At 61.8% G+C, this 22,715-nt stretch carries 15 protein-coding genes; 3 read left to right on the top strand and 12 right to left on the bottom strand.

Annotated features, from left to right (window positions below; genetic code table 11):
- Positions 1-204 precede the first annotated feature (204 nt).
- Positions 205-3,108, top strand: coding sequence for a TonB-dependent receptor plug domain-containing protein (locus DWU98_RS10090; protein WP_115495440.1), 2,904 nt, complete (start codon positions 205-207; stop codon positions 3,106-3,108).
- A gap of 58 nt (positions 3,109-3,166) precedes the next feature.
- Here the strand turns inward: DWU98_RS10090 and hemC are convergent, their stop codons facing one another.
- From hemC to DWU98_RS10065, 5 genes are all read right to left on the bottom strand, one after another.
- Complete coding sequence (gene hemC, locus DWU98_RS10085) at positions 3,167-4,087, bottom strand: hydroxymethylbilane synthase (RefSeq protein WP_115495439.1); 921 nt, start codon at positions 4,085-4,087, stop codon at positions 3,167-3,169.
- A 43-nt stretch (positions 4,088-4,130) separates the two neighbouring features.
- Positions 4,131-4,835 (bottom strand): LytR/AlgR family response regulator transcription factor, encoded by a 705-nt coding sequence (locus tag DWU98_RS10080; protein ID WP_115495438.1) that lies wholly within the window; start codon positions 4,833-4,835, stop codon positions 4,131-4,133.
- The gene (locus tag DWU98_RS10075; RefSeq protein WP_115495609.1) at positions 4,816-5,880 is read right to left on the bottom strand and encodes a sensor histidine kinase; all 1,065 of its coding nucleotides are present in this window, start codon (positions 5,878-5,880) and stop codon (positions 4,816-4,818) included. Before DWU98_RS10075 ends, DWU98_RS10080 begins: the two co-directional genes overlap by 20 nt.
- A 31-nt stretch (positions 5,881-5,911) precedes the next feature.
- A complete protein-coding gene (locus tag DWU98_RS10070; protein WP_115495608.1) occupies positions 5,912-6,577 on the bottom strand; it encodes an alpha/beta hydrolase in 666 nt (221 codons plus the stop codon).
- A 115-nt stretch (positions 6,578-6,692) separates the two neighbouring features.
- Entirely contained in the window at positions 6,693-8,795 is a 2,103-nt protein-coding gene (locus DWU98_RS10065; RefSeq protein ID WP_115495437.1) for a prolyl oligopeptidase family serine peptidase, read from the bottom strand.
- A gap of 140 nt (positions 8,796-8,935) precedes the next feature.
- On the opposite strand from DWU98_RS10065, the gene DWU98_RS10060 reads away from it, so the two are divergent.
- Positions 8,936-11,371 (top strand): S9 family peptidase, encoded by a 2,436-nt coding sequence (locus tag DWU98_RS10060; protein ID WP_115495436.1) that lies wholly within the window; start codon positions 8,936-8,938, stop codon positions 11,369-11,371.
- Between the two features lie 79 nt (positions 11,372-11,450).
- Here DWU98_RS10060 and DWU98_RS10055 read toward each other — a convergent pair whose 3' ends face one another.
- Positions 11,451-12,248, bottom strand: a complete 798-nt coding sequence (locus tag DWU98_RS10055; RefSeq protein ID WP_115495435.1) for a siderophore-interacting protein — start codon at positions 12,246-12,248, stop codon at positions 11,451-11,453.
- Between the two features lie 55 nt (positions 12,249-12,303).
- Positions 12,304-12,972 carry a PadR family transcriptional regulator gene (locus DWU98_RS10050; RefSeq protein ID WP_230474791.1) on the bottom strand — a complete coding sequence of 223 codons (669 nt, stop codon included), beginning with the start codon at positions 12,970-12,972 and terminating at the stop codon, positions 12,304-12,306.
- 217 nt (positions 12,973-13,189) lie between these two features.
- Between DWU98_RS10050 and DWU98_RS10045 the strand changes: the two genes are divergently transcribed.
- The gene (locus tag DWU98_RS10045) at positions 13,190-13,900 is read left to right on the top strand and encodes a DUF899 family protein (RefSeq protein ID WP_115495434.1); all 711 of its coding nucleotides are present in this window, start codon (positions 13,190-13,192) and stop codon (positions 13,898-13,900) included.
- Here DWU98_RS10045 and DWU98_RS10040 read toward each other — a convergent pair.
- The 5 genes from DWU98_RS10040 to DWU98_RS10015 form a co-directional block, all read right to left on the bottom strand.
- Positions 13,888-15,291: an MFS transporter gene (locus DWU98_RS10040; RefSeq protein ID WP_115495433.1), complete on the bottom strand. Its 1,404-nt coding sequence runs from the start codon at positions 15,289-15,291 to the stop codon at positions 13,888-13,890. The two genes, DWU98_RS10045 and DWU98_RS10040, sit on opposite strands and share 13 nt — an antisense overlap.
- Positions 15,292-15,429: 138 nt before the next feature.
- On the bottom strand, positions 15,430-17,724 hold the full coding sequence (locus DWU98_RS10035; RefSeq protein WP_115495432.1) for a S53 family peptidase: 2,295 nt from the start codon (positions 17,722-17,724) through the stop codon (positions 15,430-15,432).
- Positions 17,725-18,299: 575 nt separating this feature from the next.
- A complete protein-coding gene (locus tag DWU98_RS10025) occupies positions 18,300-18,983 on the bottom strand; it encodes an aspartyl/asparaginyl beta-hydroxylase domain-containing protein (protein WP_115495430.1) in 684 nt (227 codons plus the stop codon).
- Positions 18,984-19,173: 190 nt separating this feature from the next.
- Entirely contained in the window at positions 19,174-20,340 is a 1,167-nt protein-coding gene (locus DWU98_RS10020) for a GGDEF domain-containing protein (protein ID WP_115495429.1), read from the bottom strand.
- Positions 20,341-20,731: 391 nt separating this feature from the next.
- On the bottom strand, positions 20,732-22,606 hold the full coding sequence (locus DWU98_RS10015) for a potassium transporter Kup (RefSeq protein WP_115495428.1): 1,875 nt from the start codon (positions 22,604-22,606) through the stop codon (positions 20,732-20,734).
- Positions 22,607-22,715: the final 109 nt, after the last annotated feature.

Below are 22,715 nucleotides of genomic sequence, written 5' to 3'. Positions count from 1 at the left end.
GTTTTTGTTTTTGGGCCGCCGCCATCCGCGACCAGGGCATTTCCGTGCACTGTTGTCAGTGTTTGACGACACGCTCCCCGGTCGAACTCCGCTACTGCGCCAGCGCGATATCACGAACACTCTCCGCCTTCATTTTTCGTAAAGCCGGCGGACTCAGTGGAACGCCGTGCACAGGTATTGGCCGGAGAGGGAGCAGTACGCAGCATGAAGCACCAAAACAAAATCACGACGGCCATTGCCGCGGCGCTGATGATCAGCGCCATGCGTGCAATAGCGCAGGACGTTACGCAAGCACAAGCGGGCTCGGCCGACGCGGGCAACGCAAAGCAAATGGAGACCATCACGGTGACCGGTTCGCACATCCGCAGCGTGGATGTGGAAACGTCTCAGCCGGTGTATTCCATGGATCGCCGGGCGATCAAGGCGACCGGCTTGACCAACGTCAACGACATCCTGGCCCGCATGCCGTCCATCGGCACGCCGGACCTCACCCCGCAAGACACGCTCGAATCGGGCATGGATGTCGGCGGCCGCTACGTCAACATCCGCAACCTCGGTGCCCAGCGAACCTTGGTGCTGGTCAATGGCCGTCGCTGGAGCACCAGCCTTTCAGGTCTGACTGATCTATCGACCATTCCAGTGTCCATCATTGAACGGATCGACATCCTCAAAGACGGCGCCTCGTCGGTATACGGCTCGGACGCGATCGGCGGCGTGGTCAACATCATCACGCGCGAGAAGTTCGACGGCGCAGAGTTCAATGCGTACTACGGCCAGAACGGAAAAGGTGACGGCCAACAGAAAAATGCGGATTTCACCTGGGGGCACACGACTGCAAAGTCATCCTTCATCCTGAGTGCCTCGTACGAGGATCAACAGCCGATGTGGGATCGCAGCCGCCCGATCACCGCGTATGCGCAAGGCCCGCGTCATCCCGATGCCGGCTGGGGAACAGGGCCGTGGGGCCGCATCATTGCCGATCCTCGCAAAGCAGGCATGCCTGGTGCGGGACGGTACGTCACGCAAGCCGATGGCTCCGACGCCTGGGTACCCAACAGCTACGTGATCAATCACGGCAACACGAATACCGCCGACCTGGCCAGCTATCATCGCTACGACCCGAGTAGCACGGCCGACAAATTCAACTCAAATCAGGACATGACCTTCCGCGCCGGTTCGTCGCTGAAGAATCTCTTTCTGCAGGAACGCTACCGGCTCACCGACAACCTCACGCTGCGCGGTTCGGCCAGCTATAGCAGTCGCAACAGCGCCAGCCAGCTCGCGGGGTATCCGTTCTCGGGGACGCTCGATCCGGATGCGTATTACAACCCGTTCCCGGGCTATGAAACGGATTTCGCGCGCCGCACGGCAGAAATGCCGCGCATCACCTGGACCAACGCGCGCCTGACCCATATCGATGCCGGGGTCGAAGGCTTCTTCAATTTCCTCGGTCACGATTGGAGCTGGGACGCGGGTTACACCTTCGCGCAAACGCGCATTCACCAGACCGCGACGGGCAATCTCTATCTGCCCCATGCGGACAACGCATTGAATGCCATCGCAGGCCCCGATGGCCAGCCGGTGTGCGCCGATTCCACCGGTGGCTGCGTGCCGTGGAACGTTCTGGCCGGTCCTGGCGGCACGCCGACCCCCGTGTGGAATTACATCAATGATATAAGCCATGCGCGGCAGATGAGCCAGACTGATGACGTGACCGCCAACGTCAGCGGCGGCCTGTTCGATATCCCCACCGGCGGCACGTTCAACGTGGCGGCCGGCATCGAGCATCGCCGCGAGAAGGGCTATTTCATACCCGATGCCAACGACGCGGCAGGTCTCACCACCAATCTCGCCAGTGAGCCGACCAACGGCCGCTATGACGTCAACGAGGCCTACATCGAGCTGGATGCGCCGCTGCTGCACGATCTGCCTGGAGCGCAGGAATTCGGCATCAACATCGCCAGCCGCTATTCGCACTACAGCAGCTTCGGCAGCACCAACAACAACAAGTACAGCGTGCGCTGGCGGCCGATTTCAGACGTGCTGGTGCGCGGTACCTACGCGCAAGGCTTCCGTGCGCCGACACTGGCCGATCTCTACAGCGGCACCGGGCAAAGTTTCGAAACCTTCCTGGATCCCTGCGATAGCGTGTACGGGGCTTCCGCTACCAATCCATCCGTGGCGGCGCGTTGTGGGTCAGCAGGTGTACCGGGCAATTATCGACAGATCGACCAAAGCGGCGGCCCGATCACCAGCGCGGCGGGCGGCCAGTCGCCTACAGCTTTCCTTTCAAGCGCCAATCCGAAGTTGAAACCGGAGCGTTCAACGACGCGCACGTTCGGTGTGGTCTATAGCCCTCACGCTATCAACAACCTGGACATCTCGCTGGATTACTACGATGTCCGCCTCAAGGACGCCATCACCTCCGTTCCTGCAAGCGGCATCCTGGACTACTGCTACGTGCAGACCATCCAGAGCTTCTGCAATGCCTTTACGCGTGACAGCACGGGCACCATCACCAGCCTCACCGAAACCTTGTACAACCTGGGTTCGGTAACCACCAGCGGCTATGACCTGGGCATCCATTACCGATTGCCGGAAACCTCATTCGGGCGCTTCCGCATCACGTCGGATAGCACGTATCTGACCACGTATCAGATCAGCAGCGGTCCGGGTTCGGCACCGCAAGATCTGGCCGGCTTCATGAACGGCAATCAAGGCCTTTACCGCATCCGCTCCAATTTCCAAGTGGATTGGGATTACAAGCAGTACGGCGCGAGCTGGACGGTGCGCTATTACTCCGGCTTGAAGGACAGCTGCTACAGCGTGGATCCCGCCATCGAATGCAGTCGCCCGGATTACATCAATCCCTGGATCGGCGCCTACGGCATCTCCCAGAAGGGCGCGGTAGCCTTCAACGATGCGCAGGTGCGTTACACCTTCCCATGGCAGGGCGTTATTTCGCTCGGAGTCAACAACGTCTTCAACAAGAAGGGACCGTTCTATTACAACGTCGTTTCGTATGGCTCGGGCAGCCCGCCGTACGATCCGAACTTCGACGTCGATCGCTTCTTTTATCTGCAGTACAGCCAGAAATTCGATCTTTGAAGACACTTCGCCGAAAAGACGTTCAAAACGAAAAAGCGGGCCTTCGAGCCCGCTTTTTTTATCGCTGCTTGAGCAAATCCGCCGCGCCTTGCGCTAACAACGCCTGCGCCACGTCATCGCCAAGTTTCGCCGCGTCGCGGCCATCTGCGGACGCTTGAGCAAGCAGAAGCCGCCCGCTGGACACATCGCCCACCATCCCGCGCAGATGCAAGCCACGCTCCGTCACCGTACACCACGCGCCGACCGGCACCGTGCAACTTCCACCTAAGGCATGGTTCATTGCGCGCTCCGCCGTAACGGCCACGCGCGTGTCGGTGTCGTCCAATACACCGAGTGCGTCGAGCACGTCGGTGCGATCGGAACGCGCTTCAATCGCGATCGCTGCCTGCCCTGGCGCGGGCAGCCAGTCGGGTGCGCTCAACAGGCTGCGGATGCGTGCGTGCAGACCAAGGCGTTCAAGGCCTGCGCGCGCCAGGATGATGGCGTCGTAATGGCCGGCATCGAGTTTCTGCAAACGCGTGCCGACATTGCCGCGCAGATCGAGCAGTTCCAGATCCGGTCGTACGGCGCGCAATTGCGCTTGGCGACGTAGCGACGACGTGCCGACCCGCGAGCCATGCGGCAACGCCATCAGATCGGAGTAATCGTTGCTGACGAAGGCATCCGCCGCGTCCGCGCGCGGCAGGATGGCGGGCAGGGCGAAGCCCGGTTCCAGTTGCGCCGGCACGTCCTTGAGCGAATGCACCGCAAGATCCGCGCGGCCTTCCAGCATGGCGACCTCCAGTTCCTTCAGGAACAGGCCTTTGCCGCCGATGGTCGCCAGTGGTTTATCGAGAATCTCGTCGCCACGCGTGGTCAACGGCACCAATTCGACCCGCAAGCCCGGATGGGCCGCGCGCAGCAAGCCCGCAACGTGTTCGGCCTGCCACAAGGCAAGTGCACTCTTGCGGGTGGCAATGCGTAGAAGTGACGGCGGCATGACAGCTCCGGAAACGAGGATGAGCGTGATTGTCGCTCAGTCGTCAACCCATGCGTAGCAGTTTGCGCAGGGCCGGGAGATTGCGCCGGCTGACTTCCGGGCTGAAATCGGTTCCCGCCAGTCGCGCCAGTACGCGACCGTCGGCCAGCGTCTTCAGGCCGATCAGGCGATAGGCCGGCACCAGGCAATTGCGGTGCAGGCGAATCAGATGATCGGGATAGGTTTCTTCCAGCTGGCGCAACGATTCATCCAGCAGCAGCTGATCGCCCGCGCGATGCGCCACGACGTATTTCTCTTCGGCCAGCAGCCAGATCACCTCATCCAGCGCAATGCGGATGGGTTCGCCGCGTACGCGCGCATGCAACCAGCCCATCGGTTCGCGCGCGTGCGATTGCAGACGCTGGCGCACGCGCTTGAGTGCTTCGCGCAGGCGTTCCGGGCGCACCGGTTTCAACAGGTAATCCGCGGCGCCAAGCTCGAACGCGTGCACCGCATGCGCTTCGTAAGCCGTGCAGAACACGATCTGCGGACGGGCGCGATTTGCCAGCCGCGCGGCCAGCGTCTTGCCGTCCAGGCCTGGCATGTTGATATCCAGCAGCAGCACATCCGGCTGCGTTTCCGACAATGCGGCGAGCGCGGCCTCGCCATCGCCTACGCTGCCGACCACTTCCACGTCGCTGCATTCCTGCAGCAGCGCGCTCAGGCGCGCGCGCGCCAGCGGTTCGTCGTCAACGATCAGTATGCGCACGGCGTATCTCGATGGGCAGATGCAGTATCACGACGAAACGCTCGCCTTGCGGGCTTGCCTCCACGCGCGCGCGTGGACCGTAGTGATAAGCGATGCGCTGGCGCACATTGTTCAGGCCGTGTCCGCTGCCGCCTGGAGCGGGCTGGTCGGCGAGCGGATTGTCGATCTCGATCCGCATCATGGAACCATCGCGTACGCCGCGCAGTACAAGCTGCCCACCGTCGCGCCGTGGTTGAATGCCATGGCGCACGGCGTTTTCCACCAGCGGTTGCAGCAGCAAGGTCGGCATGATGGCCTCCATCGGCAGTGCGTCCAATTCGCGCCGTATGCGCAGGCGTTCGCCAAGGCGTAGTTGCTCGATCGCCAGGTAACGATCCACCAGTTGCCACTCTTCGCCCAGCGTGCCCACGTGCGCGGCATCATCCTGGCCCAAGGCGGCGCGGAACAGCTCGGAAAGGTTTTCTACGGTGCGCTCGGCAGCGTCCGGGTCCACACGCACCAATGCAGCGACGGTATTCATGCTGTTGAACAGAAAATGCGGTCGTATGCGCGCCTGCAGCGCTTCCACGCGCGCATGCGCTACCGCCGCCAGGCGCGCCTGCCATTCGGCCAGCACGTAGAAATAGCGCAGCATCGCCGCGCCGAGCAACGCGGCAATCAAGGCGTTGTCACGGACGAAGGCACTGTGGCCGGGCGTGATGAGCTGCATGTCCAACATGCCGTCCATCCACTGCGCGAGTACGCTGGCGAACACCACGATCAGCACCATCACCAACCACACCCCCGCATACGGCAACCGCCCCGGCAGCCGCAGCAACCACGGGCGCAGCTTGCATAAGGCGACACCCATCACCATCGCCATCCATTCCACGAACAGCATGCCGACGCTGTAACCGCGCCAGCCGCGTGTGCTCTGCGGCGCGAGCCAGGCCAGCGTCACACACAGCGCGCCGACCACCAGCAATGCCGAAATAACCGGCAAGCTGCAGAAGTCCGGCAACGGGCTGCGAGGCGAGGCGGAGCGTTGGGCGGCCGAATCGGGCATAAGCCCAGTATGCCCGCAGATGTGGTCGGTTTCAGCGCAAACGCTCGCTTATCCAGCGACGCAGGTCGGCGATTTCATCCGGGCAAACGGCATGCGGCATCGGGTAGGTATGCCAGTCTACCGTGTAGCCGAGCGCCTCCAGCGCAGCGCGCGAATCGACCCCGCGCTGGAGCGCCACCACCGGATCGAAGGTGCCATGCCCCCAGAACAACGGTATCTGCCGGTTGGCGTCGCTGCGCTCGCCAGCAAGGGTCTGGGCGATGGGCAGATACGTCGAAAGCGCGATGATGCCCGCCAGCTTCTGCGGATGCCGCAAGCCGGTGGCCAGCGCAATCGCACCGCCCTGCGAAAACCCCGCCAGCAGAATGCGTTCGGCCGGTATGCCGCGTTCCTGTTCGCGGGAGATCAATGCTTCCACCTGCGCGATCGATGCGCGTGTGCCGGCTTCATCCTGCCGCGCCAGCAGATCGAAGCCGTAGATGTCGTACCACGCGCGCATCGCCATGCCGTTGTTGATGGTTACCGGTCGCACCGGCGCGTGCGGAAACACAAAGCGGATGGCCGGCCCTTGCGGTAAAACCAATTCGGGGACGATCGGCGCGAAGTCGTTGCCATCGGCACCCAGGCCGTGCAGCCAGATGATGCTGTAGACGGGATTGGCGGCGGTTTCGGTTTCGACGGTGGGAAGCAGGGGCATGGGCATCAGTGCAGCAAATCGAATAGAACATCCTACCAGCCGCCCTTTTTAAAACCCACGCGCCAAAACCCACGCGGGGGTCTGCGCGTCGTGGGGCCGGGCGGCTGGATGAACGTCAATGCATCGGCAAGCCCAGCTCGTTGGCGAAGAACGTCAGCAGGATCGCCGTATTGCCCACGCGCTGACTGAAGGGCGCGCCAATGCCATGCCCGGCGTTCGTGCGCGTCAGCAACAGGATCGGCTGGTCGGAGCTCGTGGCGGTCTGCAATGCGGCGGTGAATTTGCGCGATTGCCACGGCGCCACGCGCGGATCGTTCTCGCCGGTGATCATTAGTAGCGCCGGATACGCGGTATGCATCGTCACGTTCTGCAATGGCGAATAGGCCAGCGTGGCCTTGAATTGCGCCGGGTCGCTGACGGTGCCGTATTCGTTGACGTTGTAGGCGCCGTTGGTGGTCTGCGTTTCGTGACGGATCATGTCGTAGATGCCGACCCCCGACACCACCGCGCGATAATCGTGCGGATGCTGCACGAGCGCCGCGCCCATCAAGAGGCCGCCGTTGCTTTCGCCCCAGATACCTAAATGCGCACGATCCGTCCACCTGGTGTCGAACAAGGCCAGTGCGGCGGCATGGAAATCATCGAACACGTTTTGCTTGTGCAGCCTCTGGCCTTGGGCATGCCAGTCTTGGCCGAAATCATTGCCGCCGCGCAGGGTGGCGAAGGCGAACACGCCGCCGCGTTCCAGCCATGCCAGTTCGGCGCCGAGAAACGTCGGCGTCATGGGGATATCAAAGCCGCCATAGCCATACAGAATGGTGGGACGTTGCCCATCGGTCGTCGTGCCGGACATCGCCAACACCGTCACCGGAACTTTGGTGCCGTCCTTGGACAGGCCTTCGATGTGATGGATCTCGATCTTGCCGTAGTCGGCTGGCGGTTTGACTTCAAATACCGTATGCACCGCACCGGTTTTCGCATCGTAATCGCACCACCGACTGGCGAATGTCCAGCCGCCATAGGCGATCAGCGCGTTATCCTGATCTTGTTCGGACGCGAAGCTGAAAATGCCGATGTCGTGCGGAAGCGACACCCGACGAACGAAATGGCCGTGTGCATCGTAGTGCTCCACCCACCATTGCGGTCCCCAGCTACGCGAAACCAGAAAGCCGTCCGCGATCGGCACGATGTCCTGCAATGCACCCTCGCGCTGCGGCACGACGGTGGTGACGGTCGCCCGGGCATCGACCGCAAGCACCTGGCCGCGCGGTGCGTTGGCAAAGCTGGTTACGAACAAGCGCTGACCCACCCAGGCCGCCTGACGCACGTTCGCCTCGTCGCCCAGCACCTTTTTCCACTGCGTGCCATTGCGCACGTACACCTCGGCTGGGCCGCCATCGCCCACATTCGCGAGCACGGCCAACTGCTGTGCGCGGTGGGAGCTTCGCAAACGATATTCGGCGATTTTCGAATAATCCTTGCCGAACACGACCTCGTCATGCGCGGACGGCTGACCCAGCACGTGATGCACCAGCGCCGCGTTGAATTGCGCCACCTGCGCGCCGGCTGCGGGCAACGGGAAACGCACGTAGACGAATCCTTGTTCGTTCGCATCCCATGCCACGTCTTCCGGTGAGGTACCGCCGCCTGCGTAAGGCATTGCGTCGGGTAAGGTTCTGCCGGTGGCCACATCCACCACATGCAGTGTCGTCAATTCACTGCCGCCTTCGGCGGTGCCGTACACCACGTAGCGTCCGCTGGGCGATGGCCAATAGCCGGTCATCGAAACATCGCCACCCTTGGCATTGAGATCCACCAGCACGCGGGCTCTCCCGTTCGGCCACGCTTGCGTCATCAACTGGGGCTGCGGCTGCGGCGGCGTTTCCTGCTGGAAGAACAAGGTGCCGCCGACTAGTGAAGGCGAGGATCGCGTCGGGGACGTGACAGCCAATTGCTGCACGCGTTCGGTCATCGCCTTGCCTTGCGGCATGGCGGCAAGCACGGCTTCCGTGTGCTGGTTTTGCGTCGCGATCCAGGCTCGCACCGCGGGATTCTCCGGGTTTTCCAGCCAGCGGTAAGGATCCTCGACTGTCACGCCATGTAATTGGCTCGCCGCAGGATGGGTAGGCGTCGCGGGCGGCGTGGAGGCGGCACTCGCATAAGCGGCCATCGTTACGGTCAGCGCGATGGCAGGGACACAACGCAGCAAGGACGACATGCCGCAACTCCTTTGACCAGGCACAGGGCAGATCAGCCAGCTTATATCGCTTCTTTTTCCAGCGAAACGGGACCCCTGGCGCTTGTCAGGCGCGCGCGCTTGGCTATGCTGGCCCGTTTTCGACCATGGAGCGTTTCCCTATGCGCCGACTGCTGCTTGCCGGCCTCATCGCTTTGGCCGTGCTGCCCGTGGCAGCGCAAAACCCGCCGAGGACGCAAACGCTCGACCTGGAAACCATCATGGCCAACCCGGACTGGATGGGTCATCCGGTCGAAAACCCTTACTGGAGCGTGGACGGCCGCAGTCTTTACTACCAGCTCAAGCGCGACGGCAGTTCCGTGCGCGACCTGTACCATGTCGACCCGGCCACCGGCGACAACACCCGCCTGGACGCGGCGGCAACGGCGCGCGCCGAAGGGCCGGCGGTGTACGACCACGCACACCGGCAGGCGGCCTACCTTTTCCATGGCGATGTGTTCCTGGTAGACCTGACTACGGGCCGCCACGCGCAGATCACGCGCAGCCCTCAGCCCGAAGCTGCGCTGCGGTTTTCGCCGGATGGACGCTCGCTGCAGTTTCGCCAGGGCAACCAGTGGTACATCTACGACATCGCCAGCGGCGTGACTGCGCCCGCCGCGTTGCTGAAATCCACCGACGATCCCCAGGACAAGCAACCGGATGCACTTGGGCGCCAGCAGCTCGAATTGTTCAAAGTGCTGCGCGAAGACAAGGCCGACAAAGACGCCCTGCACGCCAACGAGCAGGAGCTGGCCGCCGCCGATCCCACGCGTGCACCGCAACCGTTCTACCTGGGCGACAAGCAGCAAGTGGTCGACACCGAGCTGTCGCCGGACAACCGCTGGATGCTGGTGGTGATGCAACCGGCGCATCACGACGATGGCAAGGCGCCGCCTGTCATTCATTACGTCACTGACACCGGCTACACCGAATCGGAAGACGCACGCACATACGTCGGCCGCAACGATCCGGCACCGCAGTCGGTCGTGTTGCTGGATCTGTCCGCACACACATCCTATGCGCTTTCCACCGACGATCTGCCCGGCATCAAGGACGATCCGCTCAAAGCCATCCGCGCCAAGACCGTCGCCGCACTGGAAAAAGCCGGCAAGGATGACGAAGCCAAAGCGTTGAAGGCGCCGGATATACGTCCCGTCACGCTCTACACGATGGACAGTGGCACCGCCGGCATCGTGTGGACCGACGATGGCCGCAACGCAGCGATCGAGTTTCTTTCCGCCGACAACAAGGATCGCTGGATCGCCACGGTGGATTTCGCGCATCACGCGCTGGTATCGCAACACCGCCTGCACAACGATGCATGGATCAACTGGGGCTTCAACGATTTCGGGTGGCTCAAGGACAACCACACCCTGTGGTATCTCAGCGAAGAAAGCGGCTATTCGCAGCTTTACGTCAAGCCGGTGAATGGCGTGGCAAAAGCGCTGACCACTGGCAAATTCGAAGTGAGTCAGCCGCAGTTGTCCGATGACGGCAAGTGGTTCTACGTGCGCACCAACAAAGTGGCGCCATATAGCTACGACGCGTATCGCGTACCTGCCACGGGCGGCGAACTCACACGCATCACGCAATACGGTGGCCTGGAGCAGTTCGTGCTCTCGCCGGACGACAAGCAGCTCGCCGTCCTGCATTCGGCCGCCTACGTGTTGCCGCAACTTGCCGTGCTCGATGCGCAAGGCGGTACGCCGCGCGAACTTACCCACACCATGAAAGCGGCCTTCACCGCGCATGCGTGGATCGAGCCGAAGATCGTGCAAGTGCCGTCCTCGCATGGCGCGGGCGTGATCTACGCGAAGTACTACGGCCCCGCGAATGAAACCGACGCGTCGTCCTCGCGCCCGGCCGTGCTGTTCGTGCATGGCGCGGGCTATCTGCAGGATGTCACGACCTCGGCCACGTATTACCAGCACGAGCAGTTATTCAACAATCTGCTGGTGCAGGAAGGCTATGTCGTGCTGGATATGGATTATCGCGCTTCGGCCGGTTATGGCAGCGCGTGGCGCACGGCGATCTATCGCCAGATGGGCCATCCCGAACTGGAAGACTTGCTCGATGGCAAAGCATGGCTGGTGAAAAATCACGGCGTCGATCCGCACCGCGTGGGTATCTATGGCGGCAGCTATGGCGGCTTCATGACCGAAATGGCGCTGCTGCGTGCGCCGGGCGAATTCGCCGCTGGCGCAGCGCAGCGTCCGCCGGCCGACTGGGTGACGTACAACGATCAATACACTGCCGACATCCTCAACGATCCGCAGCTCGATCCAGAGGCGTACACGATCAGCTCGCCCATCACCTACGCGCAAAACCTGCGCGATCCACTGCTGATCAACCACGGCCTGATCGACAACAACGTGATGGCCAGCGACTCCATTCGCCTGTATCAGCGCTTCATCGAGCTGCACAAGAAGAATTTCTGGCTGTCGCTGTATCCGATGGAGCGTCACGAATTCGAGCATGCCGATTCGTGGTACGACGAGTACCGGCGGATCAATGAACTGTTCGAAACGTGGGTAAAGCCCGGGACGTCGCAGCAGTAACGGTCATCGGCATTTCCATACATGCCTGACAAAGCCCCCCCCTCCCCTGCACACGGGGGAGGGAGTCGGCAGGGCAAGCTCACTCTTCCTCGTCCTCACCCCCATCCGCCTTCCAATACCCGGTAGCGCGAATCCACTCCTTCGTCACTCCGCGTTCTTCCACCAGATAGTTGCGCATCGTTCGTGCGCGGCGCGATTCGGCAGCAATCCAATAAAACGTGTCGCCGGGAAATTCCGGACATTCACGCAACGCGGTTTCCAGCAAATCGCTGCTCGCCGCATCGATGCCGTTACGCTCCAGCCACGTCACTTCGAAGTGCGCTTGCGAGCCCAGCGGCTGCCGATCCGCGTGCTCGGGAATTTCCGCAAGCACCACCACATGCGCACCGGCGTGCATCTCATCCAGGCGACGGCCGATCGCGGGCAGGGCGGTTTCATCGCCGATCAACACGTAATGATCGAAATCATCGGCGAGCACAAACGAGCCACGCGGACCGGCCACGCCGATGCGCTGGCCGGGCATCGCTTGCTCCGCCCATGTGGAAGCAGGCCCTTCGCCGTGCAGCACAAAATCCACGATCAACTCGCGACGCGCGGCGTCGTAATCGCGCGGAGTGTAGTCACGCATCGGTGACGGTGCGGCATCGGGTGGAAATTCAGGGCCGTTCGGGCCCGGTGTGGGAAACACCAACTCGCCGTCGGCATTGGGAAACAGCAGCTTCACGTGATCATCCGGCGATGCGCTGATAAACCCTTGCAGCTGATCGCCCTTGAGCGTGACGCGCTGCATGTGCGGCGTCATGCGTTTGGCGTTCAGCACTTCCAGCGTGCGCAGTGCAATCTGATGACGCACCATGCGATGTTCGTGCTTGGTCATAGTCGATCTTCGTCGAAAAGTGGAGGTCGTACTGCCGGGATGGTGGACGGTGGCGTCAGCCTTCTTCATCCTTGCGGCCGGTCGCGATTTCGGCGGCAGCGCGCTCAAGAATCGCGGCCACGCGTTGCGCTTCGGCCTTGTTCCAATCCGTGCCGCGCATCAGTACGGCATGCTTGACCGCATGCATCGCCTTGCGCACAGCCAGCGGTAGTGCCAGCTTGGCCATCAGGCGCGCACCGTGGCGGGTGCGTTCGGTCATCGCATCCACTGCCGCGCGATTGGCCTCGAGAAATTCGCGACCCTGCTCGGTAATGCCGTACAGCTTGCGCCCGCCCTGTTCGCTCTCGATCGAAACATGGCCGAGCTCTTCCAGCATGGTCAACGTTGGATACACCGCGCCCGGGCTGGGCGAGTAGTGACCGTGGAACATCTCCTCGATGGTGCGGATCAACTCGTAACCGTGTCGCGGCTGCTGCTCGATCAGGGCCAGCAACAGCAGTTTCAGATCGCCATGGCCGAGCAAGCGTCCGCCGCCGCGCCGTCCGCCACCTTGCGTGCCATCCCAATCGAAGGTGTCGCCCTGATGCCCGAATCCGCCATGTCGGCCACGCCGGCCGTGCATGGCGTAGCTTTCCTCGTCGAACCAGCCGCCTTCGCGCGGGTCGGCGTAGTCACAGTGATGGTGGCGGTGCATGAAGCGATGAAACAGGAAATGCCTGTGCATGATGAAACTCCGATATATCGAAATCGTGGACAAAACGATATATCGAAATTGTATCGGAGTGCAACTGCTCCGTTCGTGGCCCTCCTCTCCTCTGTGGGGAGAGGGCTGGGGTGGGGTGGGCGATCCCGCCGGTATCCCCGGCGGCCCCGCACTATCTGTCGATTTCCCAAAAGCCCATTCGTCACCCAGGTAGACGTCACCTTCCGAGGAGCCACCCATGACCCGCAACCCCACCCTCGTTCCCGCCGCTGAGCTGGTCAAGCACAACACCTTCACGCAACCCAACGAAAGCACCGAGTACCGCCACGCGCGCAATGAATTGCTGCGCGAGGAAATCGAACTGCGCCGTCACATCGAGCGCGTTGCGCAACTGCGGCGTGCGCTGCCGCCAGGCGGCAAGGTCATCGGCGACTATCGCTTTGAAGGTGAAAATGGCTCCGCCGATTTCGCCGACCTGTTCGGCGACAAGCAGACCCTGGTCGTGTACTGCTACATGTATGGCGCCAAGCGTGAGCGGCCATGTCCCATGTGCACATCGATGCTGAGCGCATGGGAAGGCGAAGCGCGCGACATCCAGCAGCGCATCGCCTTGGCGGTGGTCGCACGTTCGCCGATCGAACGCCTGCTTGCATTCAAGCGCGAACGCGGTTGGCATGAGCTGAAGTTGTACAGCGATCTCAACGGCAACTTCAGCCGCGACTATCACGGCATCGGCGACAACGATGCGGACGAACCGGCTTTCAACGTATTCACCCGCCGCGATGGCGTGATCCGTCACTTCTGGAGCCAGGAGATGGGTTTCGAAACGGCCGATCCCGGCCAGGATCCTCGCGGTGCGCCCGATCCCATGCCGATATGGACCGTGCTCGACATGACGCCCGAAGGCCGCGGCACGGACTGGTATCCGAAGCTCGACTACCCGGATTGAACGTCATGGCGCGAAGACACGCGATGCAAACCCGTCGCAATACCTGACAACGCCAGCAGCGCCGCACCGAGCAGCAACACCGCCGCAATCAACGCAGAAACGTGCAAACCCTGCACAACCTGCCCATTGCGATCACCGGCAAGCGCACCAAACACTGCCACGCCGATCGCACCGGCCGCCTGGCGCGCCGCATTCAACACGCCCGAAGCCGTACCCGAGGCCTGTTTTTCCACGGCGGAAAGCACGGTCGACGTCATCGCAGGAACGCCAAGCCCCATGCCGCAAGGCAGCAGCGCGAACGCCGGCAGCATCAGCAAGTAAGGACTGTCCGCGCCCAACAGCAGGAACAAGGCAAAGCCGCCAGCATCGATCAATGCGCCCAATACCATCGGCCAGCGAGCGCCTACGCGTCCCACCAGCCAACCGCTGAAGATATTGACGCCGAAGAACGTCGCCGTGAGCGGCAGATACGCCAATCCGGTGCGCAATGCGCTGTAGCCATGGACGCGCTGCAGATACAAGCTCAACAGAAAGACGATGCCGTACAACGTGAAATTCATGATCACGCCGTACATCACCGCCACGCTGAATCCAGGTGCCTTGAAAAAGCGCAACGGCAACATCGGCGCCGCCGCGCGCGCTTGCGCCCACACAAACAACGGTGCGGCCACCAGTGTCAACGCGACACAAGCCACGACCCATGGATGTGTCCAACCCAGCGGTTTGGCCTCGATCACCGCCATCGTAAGCCCTGTCAGCGCGAGAATCGCCAACACCTGCCCGCGCAGATCGAAATGACCGTCGCGCGTCTTGCGCTCCGTTTCGGGCACACGCCACGTCAACCAGGCACCCACCGCGCAAATGGGAAGATTGACGAAGAAAATGCTCCGCCATGACATCACGCTCATCAGCAGGCCGCCAAGAATCGGCCCCGACGCCATGGCGATACTGCCGGCTGCCGTCCACCAGCCCACGGCACGCGCACGTAGGGCATGCTCGTGCGCGGTCGCGTGATTGAGCAGCGCCAGCGAGCACGGCAGCATCGCGGCTGCACCGATACCCTGCAGCGTTCGTCCAGCGATCAGCATTGGCGCATCGAGCGAACAGCCGCAGAGCACCGACGCCAACGCAAACAGCGCCATGCCGCCCAGATACACCTTGCGCGAACCCAGGCGGTCGCCGAGATAACCCATGCCAAGCAGTAGCACGGCGAACGCGAGCGCGTAGGCATCCACCACCCACTGCAAGCCGGTAACACCCGCGTGCAGATCGCTGGCCATGCGCGGCAGTGCCACGTTGACGATGGTGACGTCCAATTGCACCAGCGCGAAGCCGAAACTCGTCGCCGTCGTGACGCGCGCAATGCGCTGGCGGAAAGCGTGCTGATCCATCCTGCCTGCCTGCTATGCCAAAGCTCGAAGCTTAGGGCATCGCAGCGATGGTTATTTCGTTGCAGCACGAACTATCAGCGACAAAAACCCCCTGGCGGCGAACCGCCAGGGGTCGATCACGATCATTGCATCTAAGGATTACGGTGCGTTCACGAACTTCTTCCACGCGCTGAGCAGGTTGCCTGCATTCACCGAACCCAGACCATTGGCGAAGCTCCAGCCGGGGCCTGCCGAAAACGCCGCCGTGTTGGCGTTGTACTTGGACGTGCTGGTGGCGGTGAGGCCCACCTTGGTGGGGCCATATGCCTGCAGGAAGTTCTGGATGGTCCCGTAGAAGTAGCAATCGGGCGTGGTCTGGGCGAACTCCGCGATCTGGATGCATTGCGTGGAGTTGCCGCCAGTGGTGATGTTATGGAACACGCACTTGCTGGTGCCGCTCGTACCATTGCTCGAATTACATCCCGCAAGCGTCGAGGGTGACTTGCCGGTCGGGGCGCCGTATTCGTTCCTGGCCAGCTCATACAGCGTCGGTGCGGCATTGCCCTGGTTGGCGGACAGGCCGGCCTGACTCAGACCCTGGTCGATCAATGCCTGGATGCCAGCGAACATCGGTGCCGACAGCGATGTACCACCGATCAGATAGACCGGATCGACGAAGTTGGGCGTGCATGGATACGCACCACTGCACAGAATCGCCCACGTATAACCGCCATACGAACCACCGAACAAGGAGACATCCGGCAAATCGCGCGATTGATCCTTGGGCGCGCCATACACGATGCGCTGCCACGACGGCTTTGCATCCACCGACGAAGGACCGCCGCTGCCGCTCTCGGACGTGACGTACTCACCATAAGGATCGTAAATCAACGCATTCTTGCAGAACTGCAATGCCGACAGGCCCACCAGCTTCTGCGCGGCCAGCACGTTGCCGCAGGACTCGTTCCAGGTCAGTTCCGGCACATACGATTTGGCCGATCCGTACACCGCGTTGTACGAGCTGTTGAAGTACTTGCTGGTCGTACCGTCGAGCACGTCCGCGGTATCCGTACCACCCACGGCAGTATCGTTGGGCGAGGTGGCAAACGAGTTGGCATCGATGCCCACGCCATTGATGATGCTGCCGTTGAAGCTCGGATTGGAACCGGAATCGCCGCTGGATACGAATACCGAAATGCCCTCGGCATCCGCTTGCGCCCACATCAGGTCGATTGCGGTCTTGCTGGCGGAGTCCGTGAAGCCTTCGCCATAGCCGTAACTGGCGCTGATGATGTTCGGCCGGCCGGCGGCACTGCTGTTGTTGATCAGATTATCCGCGGCGGTATAAACGCCACCGAAGAAATTGTTCGAATCCAAATCCGAACACGTCGCTACCCAGATGTTCGCGCCCGGCGCCATCGCGGTCGAGTATTCCGAATCCAGCACGGTTTCCAGGCTCTCCTCATCGGGCGTCGCGCCACCCGGATCGGTGCAGTTGCCGGTGGTGGGCGTCAGTTGTGGCTGGTACTGCTTGAAGGTGCCGCCATAACCGCCGAGCCCGAATGTCGAAACGAAATTGGGCCAGTCAGTCACGTCCATGTCCGCATCTTCTACCACGGCAATGTTGATGCCTGTGCCGGTAAGGCCGCTGGTGTACAAGCTGCTGGTGTTGTAGATCGTCTGCATGTCATACGGCGCCAGGCCGCGCGAACCGCCGACGAAATTCACCGCCAGGTGGCCTGGCGTACCCGCGGTCGACGAGGGCTTGATCATGAACTTGTTCTTGCCGTGATCGAACTGTGCGACCTGCGCCTTGTGCAGCGGTTGCGGACGGAAGTCGTTGAGGCCGGCCACGCCCACGATCACACCGCTCAACGCGGCCGGAACGCTGATGTCGCCCGCATTGGCGACGTGGTTTTCATGATTGACGACATAGCGGTTCTCTTGGGTGTGGAACGCCTGGCGAACCTGGCCCGCCGTACCGCTGAAGTCGATCTGCGTCTTGTTGGGATACACGCCGTTGACGGTGAAGCCCTGCGCGATGAGCCAGGATTTCACCGCGGCGATGTCGCCATCGACCACGCCGAAGGTGGTGCCGAATTCCTCGGGTGTTATCCACTGGTGGAACTTGGCAGAGGAAGGATCATGCTGCGCGGCAATCAGCGCCTGCAGCGCTACCGCGCGCGATGCGCTGGGTCGCAGGATCAACTGCATATGATTCATCGGCATCGCATCGTCCACCGCAGCGGTGGGCGTCGTATGGCTGACGAATGCAAGATGCGTATTGCTCAGCGAAGACGTCACGCGATTGTCCACCGTCTGGGTGACACGCGGCGCTTCAGCGGTGTTGATACCGGCGAGAGCCTGATTGGAAGCGGAAGCTTGGGTAATCGAAGGTAAGGTTGCGAGTGCGGCCGCAATCGACAACGCAATCATCACGTGCTCGGTTTTCACGTCTTTTCTCCCTAGGGCTGGATGAAAAAAGCGAGTCCCCCTGTGATGAATCGGTCAAGCCATACATGCCGTCGTGACTACCTCTCTTAATAGGGTGCTGAAAACCAACGGACCGCCACATGGGCCCGACACAGCCGCGCAGGCTGCGATCGCGTTGGCTCGCCAGAAAATAAGGGTGGACCAGGGCCCCCTCTACTTGCATCTCTCCCACTGCAATCCCGAACGAACTCGGGTCGTTCGATCGTGCGCCCGCTTTGCGGCGTTCGTCCAGTGCCGTTCAAACATTCGGTGTTTCAGCCGCTTTACACTTTCGCGCACGTCGCAAACGCGTTCACGTTTGGCGCGTTTAAATTTTCTTAATTCCAAACAATCCGCGGAGTGCGAGCTTATGGTTCGCGCGAGGCGTGATGCTCCCTTCGGCTAGCTGACATAAGTTCTTCATCGCCAGTCCATGGGTCGACGCTGCAAATTCCTCGCCGCCATGACGAAACGTCCTATGCAGCTCCTTCACGAGATGCTGGATGTGCGAGCCGACTTTACGCATGCAACACCGCGCAGTCGCGTGCCAGCGGCGTTCAATCCAGCCCGCGCAGCCTTGCCACCATGCCGACGGATGCAATCAGTGCGCGCGACAGCAGGCGCAAGTCCATGGGCATGTGGCGGCGTCGCACATCCAGCAACAAGGCGATGCGCAGTTGATCGCTGTTATTCCACACCTCATGCGGATACGTGTCGTCCCACAGCAAATGCTGACCGTCGCCGATGCGATGCTCGCGATCGTTGAGCGCCAGCACCGCGGCGGGTTGTCCGTCCGTATCCAAGGGCACCGAGAGCCCGAGCTGAAACCGCAGCACACCGCGAAACGGACCGCGATGCTGTGGAATATGCTTGCGCGGCGCGAGAAACGACAACGTGGCCGAAAGCACATCCGGCGAGGCGGCAAGGATCCGCGCGAGCGTCGGGCAGGCCGCGAGATTCTTGTCGATATCGGTGCCGTACACCTTCAGTACATAGATGCGCCAATCCCTGCCGTCGTTGGCGGATATCGGCATTTGCGCAGGCATGATTTCATGAAAGCGCGGTATCGCCTGCATACGCTCGGCGATGGCGAGCGCCTCCTCGCGCAACGCTGGCCATGCCTGGATGAACCTGACGGCATCGGGAAAATAAGTGTCGGTATCGAGCACGGGTGGCGTATCGATGCGCGCGTCGTAGAGGCGGCGCACTGCATTGGCTGACAGGTCGTACAACAGGCTCATGTGCTGTTATGCCTTGTCGCGGAGGTTGCATGGGAACCGGCCACCTTCTTTATTTCAGTGTAGCCCGCGGTCCCGCCTCTACGCCTATGCTCCTGGCCGCGAGTGCGCCATTGCGTGAAGGCGGTCAAGCTCAAAACGGGCGATCGCCGTGAATGTTGACGCACGACGATCGCGCAAAAGCTTGCGGCGATCAGGGCGCGGCGAGCATCACGCGGTTGCGGCCGGCACGCTTGGCTTGGTAAAGCGCCGCATCGGCGCGGCGTCGTGCCGCCATCATGTCCGGCTCTCCGGCGTCGGCGATCGCCGCACCAATCGATACGGTCAACGCATACGATTGGCCGCTGATGGAAAACGACGTACGTTCCACCGCGCTGCGGATGCGCTCGGCCAGGGCGAGTAAATCGGCTTCCTTCACGGAGGGCGACAGCACCAGAAACTCTTCGCCACCCACGCGCCCGACCCGGTCGCTGGTGCGCAGCATGCGCCGGATATTGGCCACCAGTTCCAGCAGCACGCGATCGCCATCGTCATGGCCGAAGCGGTCGTTGATGCTCTTGAAATGATCGGCATCGATCAGCAGCACACCAATCGATTCACGCTTGGCGCGCGCTCGCGCGAGCATGCTTTGAGAGGCCTCCAGCAGCCCCAGGCGATTGATCACGCCGGTGAGCGGATCGATGCGCGCCAGATCGTACAGATCGCGCTGCAGGATTTCGTTATAAAGCAGCAGAAAACCCACGCTCGCCAGGAGCGGCTGCAGGCCAAACAGCAGCACGTAGATCACATTGACGGCACTCGGAACGCCAATGCTTTGCGGTGGGGCAGTGAGCGTCCACAGCGAAACATTGCGCCACGCCAACAAGGCGATCGCCAGGATGTAGGTCCACAGCAGCAGACATTGCGCGCGTGTATCGCGCTTGCGGCAGCCGCCCCACAGCGCGGAAATATTGAGCAGGGAGTTGCACACGAAGATGCACGAACCCCATAGCACGCGCACCCGATAATCCGGATGCGCCGTGCTGAAGTACACGACGCCAAGCCATCCGGTCACGCCGAGCAAAAGTGCTTCGCGCCAGCGCAGCGAGCGGTTCAGCACCATGCGCAGTGCAACGATGGTCAGCGCCTGCGCGGTAAGGTTGAACGTGTTACCAAATAGCAGTACGGCCAGTGCCGATAATTTGTCATCAAACGCGAGCACGAAATCGCCGCACGCTTCCACCAGCAACGCCACCGCGCGCAGGCGCAAGCCCTTTACGGCATGATTGCTGCCGTTGCGCGTGCCAAACCAAAGCATCAGCGCCAGTACCAATGCCTGGCCGCCGTCGACGAGCGCTAAGGTTTCGACGTTCAAATGCATCGCTGAGGTTCCAACCCTAAAAAGTCGGCGTTATAGGCCTGATCAGAGCGTCCCTAATGCACATCGATGCTTGTCGCCGTCACCATGCTCGCATTGCCTCCGGGAACCGTAGCCCATGAGCGCCACGTACGCGTGAATACTGACTGCCAGCATTCATGCCTATTGACCATTCCGACTGGAGGCAAGGAGCGTGCCATGCAGGCGACCGTTTGTTTTCGAACCGTCGCCCGCTGCGTGCGGCCTGGAAGCGAGGCTTATGGCAGTACCGCGTTGACCTTTGTGAAGCACGCGCCGGCCCCGCTGCAGCCGGCGTAACGCGTCAGTTTTCAACGGCGCGTGGCGCTGAGAGCGCTAACAGAAAACAGCAGGCTGCCAGCCGGCAGAAACACATTCAGATCGAAATCTGCCGCCCGATATCCACGACCTGGTTGGCGGGAATCCGCAGGTAATCCGTAACCCGGGTGCTGTTTCGCAGCAGCATGGTGAATGGCACGCGGATCCAGCGCGGGAGGCCGTTGCCATCCTCGCGCGGGACGATTTTTTCGATGCCTGCGAAATAGGTGAGTTCATCGGGGTGAATCGGGCAGCCGTGAGTGGCGATCTGCGCCATGAGCGCGGGCATGTCCGGGCGCTCCATGAAACCGTAGGCCGCCGTCACGGACCAGAAATTGGGCGCAATTTCAGCCAGGCTCAAGCGATCGCGGGCGGCCACCCACGGCACGGAGGCAATCTCCAGCTTCACCGCCAGCACACGCTTATGCAGCGATTTGCTGTGCTTGACGTACCACTGCATCACTTGCGGCGTGGTGGCTTTGGCGCGCGTGAGGAACACCGCCGTGCCGGGCACGCGCGCAACGCCCGCATGGGCGAGGTCATCCAGAAACACATCCACGGGCAACGGATCCTCGCTGACGCGCGCGGCAACCGCCAGGATGCCGCGATGCCACACATACATCACCCCATACACGACGGCCGCAAGCAGTAGCGGCACATAACCGCCATCGGGCAGTTTCATCATGTTCGAGGCGAAGAACGATGCATCGACGATAAAAAACACGCCCGCCACGGCCACGCAAACCACCGTGCGCCACTTCCATATTTCCCGCATCGCGATGAACAACAACATCGTCGTCATCAGCATGGTGGCCGATACCGCAATGCCGTAAGCGGCGGCGAGGTTATCGGACTTGCGAAAGCCCAGCGCCAATCCGATCGTCACCAGCATCAGCAACCAATTCACGGCGCCGACGTAGATCTGGCCATAACCTTGCTCGGAGGTTTGCGAGACTTTGAAGCGCGTCATCCAGCCGAGCTGGATGGCTTGCCGCGTCATCGAAAACGCGCCGGTGATGATCGACTGGCTGGCGATGATGGTCGCGGCCGTCGACAACACGATCAACGGCAACGTGAGCGATGCCGGGCACAGGCGATAGAAGATATTGCCTTGCGTGGAGGCGCCGGCGAGAACGATCGCGCCCTGGCCCGCGTAATTGAGCACAAGACTAGGAAACACCAGCGCCGACCATGCGAGTTTTACGGGGCCTGCACCGAAGTGCCCCATGTCCGCATACAGCGCTTCGGCGCCCGTCACGCAGAGAAATACGCCGCCCAGCACCAGGAATGCGCCGCTGCCGCCGTGCATCAGATAACGCAATGCGTAATAGGGATTGAGCGCCCACAGAATGCCCGGATGCTTCACGATGCCCCATAGGCCGAGCACCGCCATGGTAAGAAACCACACGGCCATGATCGGCCCGAACGCACGCCCGATGCGTGCCGTACCCATCGGCTGAAGCGCAAACAGCGCCAACAGAATCAGTACCGTCAACGGCAGCACGTCATGTTGCAGCGACGGCGTGGCGATGTTCAAACCTTCCAGCGCAGACAACACGGAAATCGCTGGCGTGATCGCGCCGTCGCCGTAGATCAATGCCGCGCCGAACGAGCCCGCCGCAACGATCAATGGGCGCTTGTGACGTTTCACCCCAAGCAGAGCCATCAAGGCCAGGATGCCGCCTTCGCCATCGTTGTCGATGCGCATGGCGAAACCCGCATACTTGACCGACGTGACGATGACCAAGGTCCATATCAACAGGGAAATCACGCCCATTATCGTTTGTGGCGTGTGGCCGCCGGTGATGTCGAGCACCGTCTTGAAGGTATACAGCGGACTGGTGCCGATATCGCCGAAGACCACGCCCAGGGCGCCGGCGCCGGCGGCGAGCAAAGCGGGCTTTTTCAGCCCATTGGCGGGCGTTTCCGGCATGACGCGGTGGCTCCTCCCCGGGTTGTAGCGGCAGTCTAGCCAGTCAAGATGACACCTGCGCCTGTTGCCTGTATCGGTGCGCTGGCCTATGGTCGCGGGACCCGTATCG

Origin of the sequence: Dyella monticola, assembly GCF_003363155.1 — a bacterium.
In the GTDB taxonomy this organism is placed as follows: Bacteria; Pseudomonadota; Gammaproteobacteria; order Xanthomonadales; family Rhodanobacteraceae; genus Dyella_B; species Dyella_B monticola.
This window is presented reverse-complemented; position numbering and strand designations above follow the sequence as displayed.

Coding starts and splice junctions, on each gene's coding strand:
- DWU98_RS10090 (WP_115495440.1), top strand. CDS start 205: ATGAAGCACCAAAACAAAATCACGACGGCCATTGCCGCGGCGCTGATG.
- hemC (WP_115495439.1), bottom strand. CDS start 4,087: ATGCCGCCGTCACTTCTACGCATTGCCACCCGCAAGAGTGCACTTGCC.
- DWU98_RS10075 (WP_115495609.1), bottom strand. CDS start 5,880: ATGCCCGATTCGGCCGCCCAACGCTCCGCCTCGCCTCGCAGCCCGTTG.
- DWU98_RS10070 (WP_115495608.1), bottom strand. CDS start 6,577: ATGCCCCTGCTTCCCACCGTCGAAACCGAAACCGCCGCCAATCCCGTC.
- DWU98_RS10065 (WP_115495437.1), bottom strand. CDS start 8,795: ATGTCGTCCTTGCTGCGTTGTGTCCCTGCCATCGCGCTGACCGTAACG.
- DWU98_RS10060 (WP_115495436.1), top strand. CDS start 8,936: ATGCGCCGACTGCTGCTTGCCGGCCTCATCGCTTTGGCCGTGCTGCCC.
- DWU98_RS10055 (WP_115495435.1), bottom strand. CDS start 12,248: ATGACCAAGCACGAACATCGCATGGTGCGTCATCAGATTGCACTGCGC.
- DWU98_RS10050 (WP_230474791.1), bottom strand. CDS start 12,972: ATGCACAGGCATTTCCTGTTTCATCGCTTCATGCACCGCCACCATCAC.
- DWU98_RS10045 (WP_115495434.1), top strand. CDS start 13,190: ATGACCCGCAACCCCACCCTCGTTCCCGCCGCTGAGCTGGTCAAGCAC.
- DWU98_RS10040 (WP_115495433.1), bottom strand. CDS start 15,291: ATGGATCAGCACGCTTTCCGCCAGCGCATTGCGCGCGTCACGACGGCG.
- DWU98_RS10025 (WP_115495430.1), bottom strand. CDS start 18,983: ATGAGCCTGTTGTACGACCTGTCAGCCAATGCAGTGCGCCGCCTCTAC.
- DWU98_RS10020 (WP_115495429.1), bottom strand. CDS start 20,340: ATGCATTTGAACGTCGAAACCTTAGCGCTCGTCGACGGCGGCCAGGCA.
- DWU98_RS10015 (WP_115495428.1), bottom strand. CDS start 22,606: ATGCCGGAAACGCCCGCCAATGGGCTGAAAAAGCCCGCTTTGCTCGCC.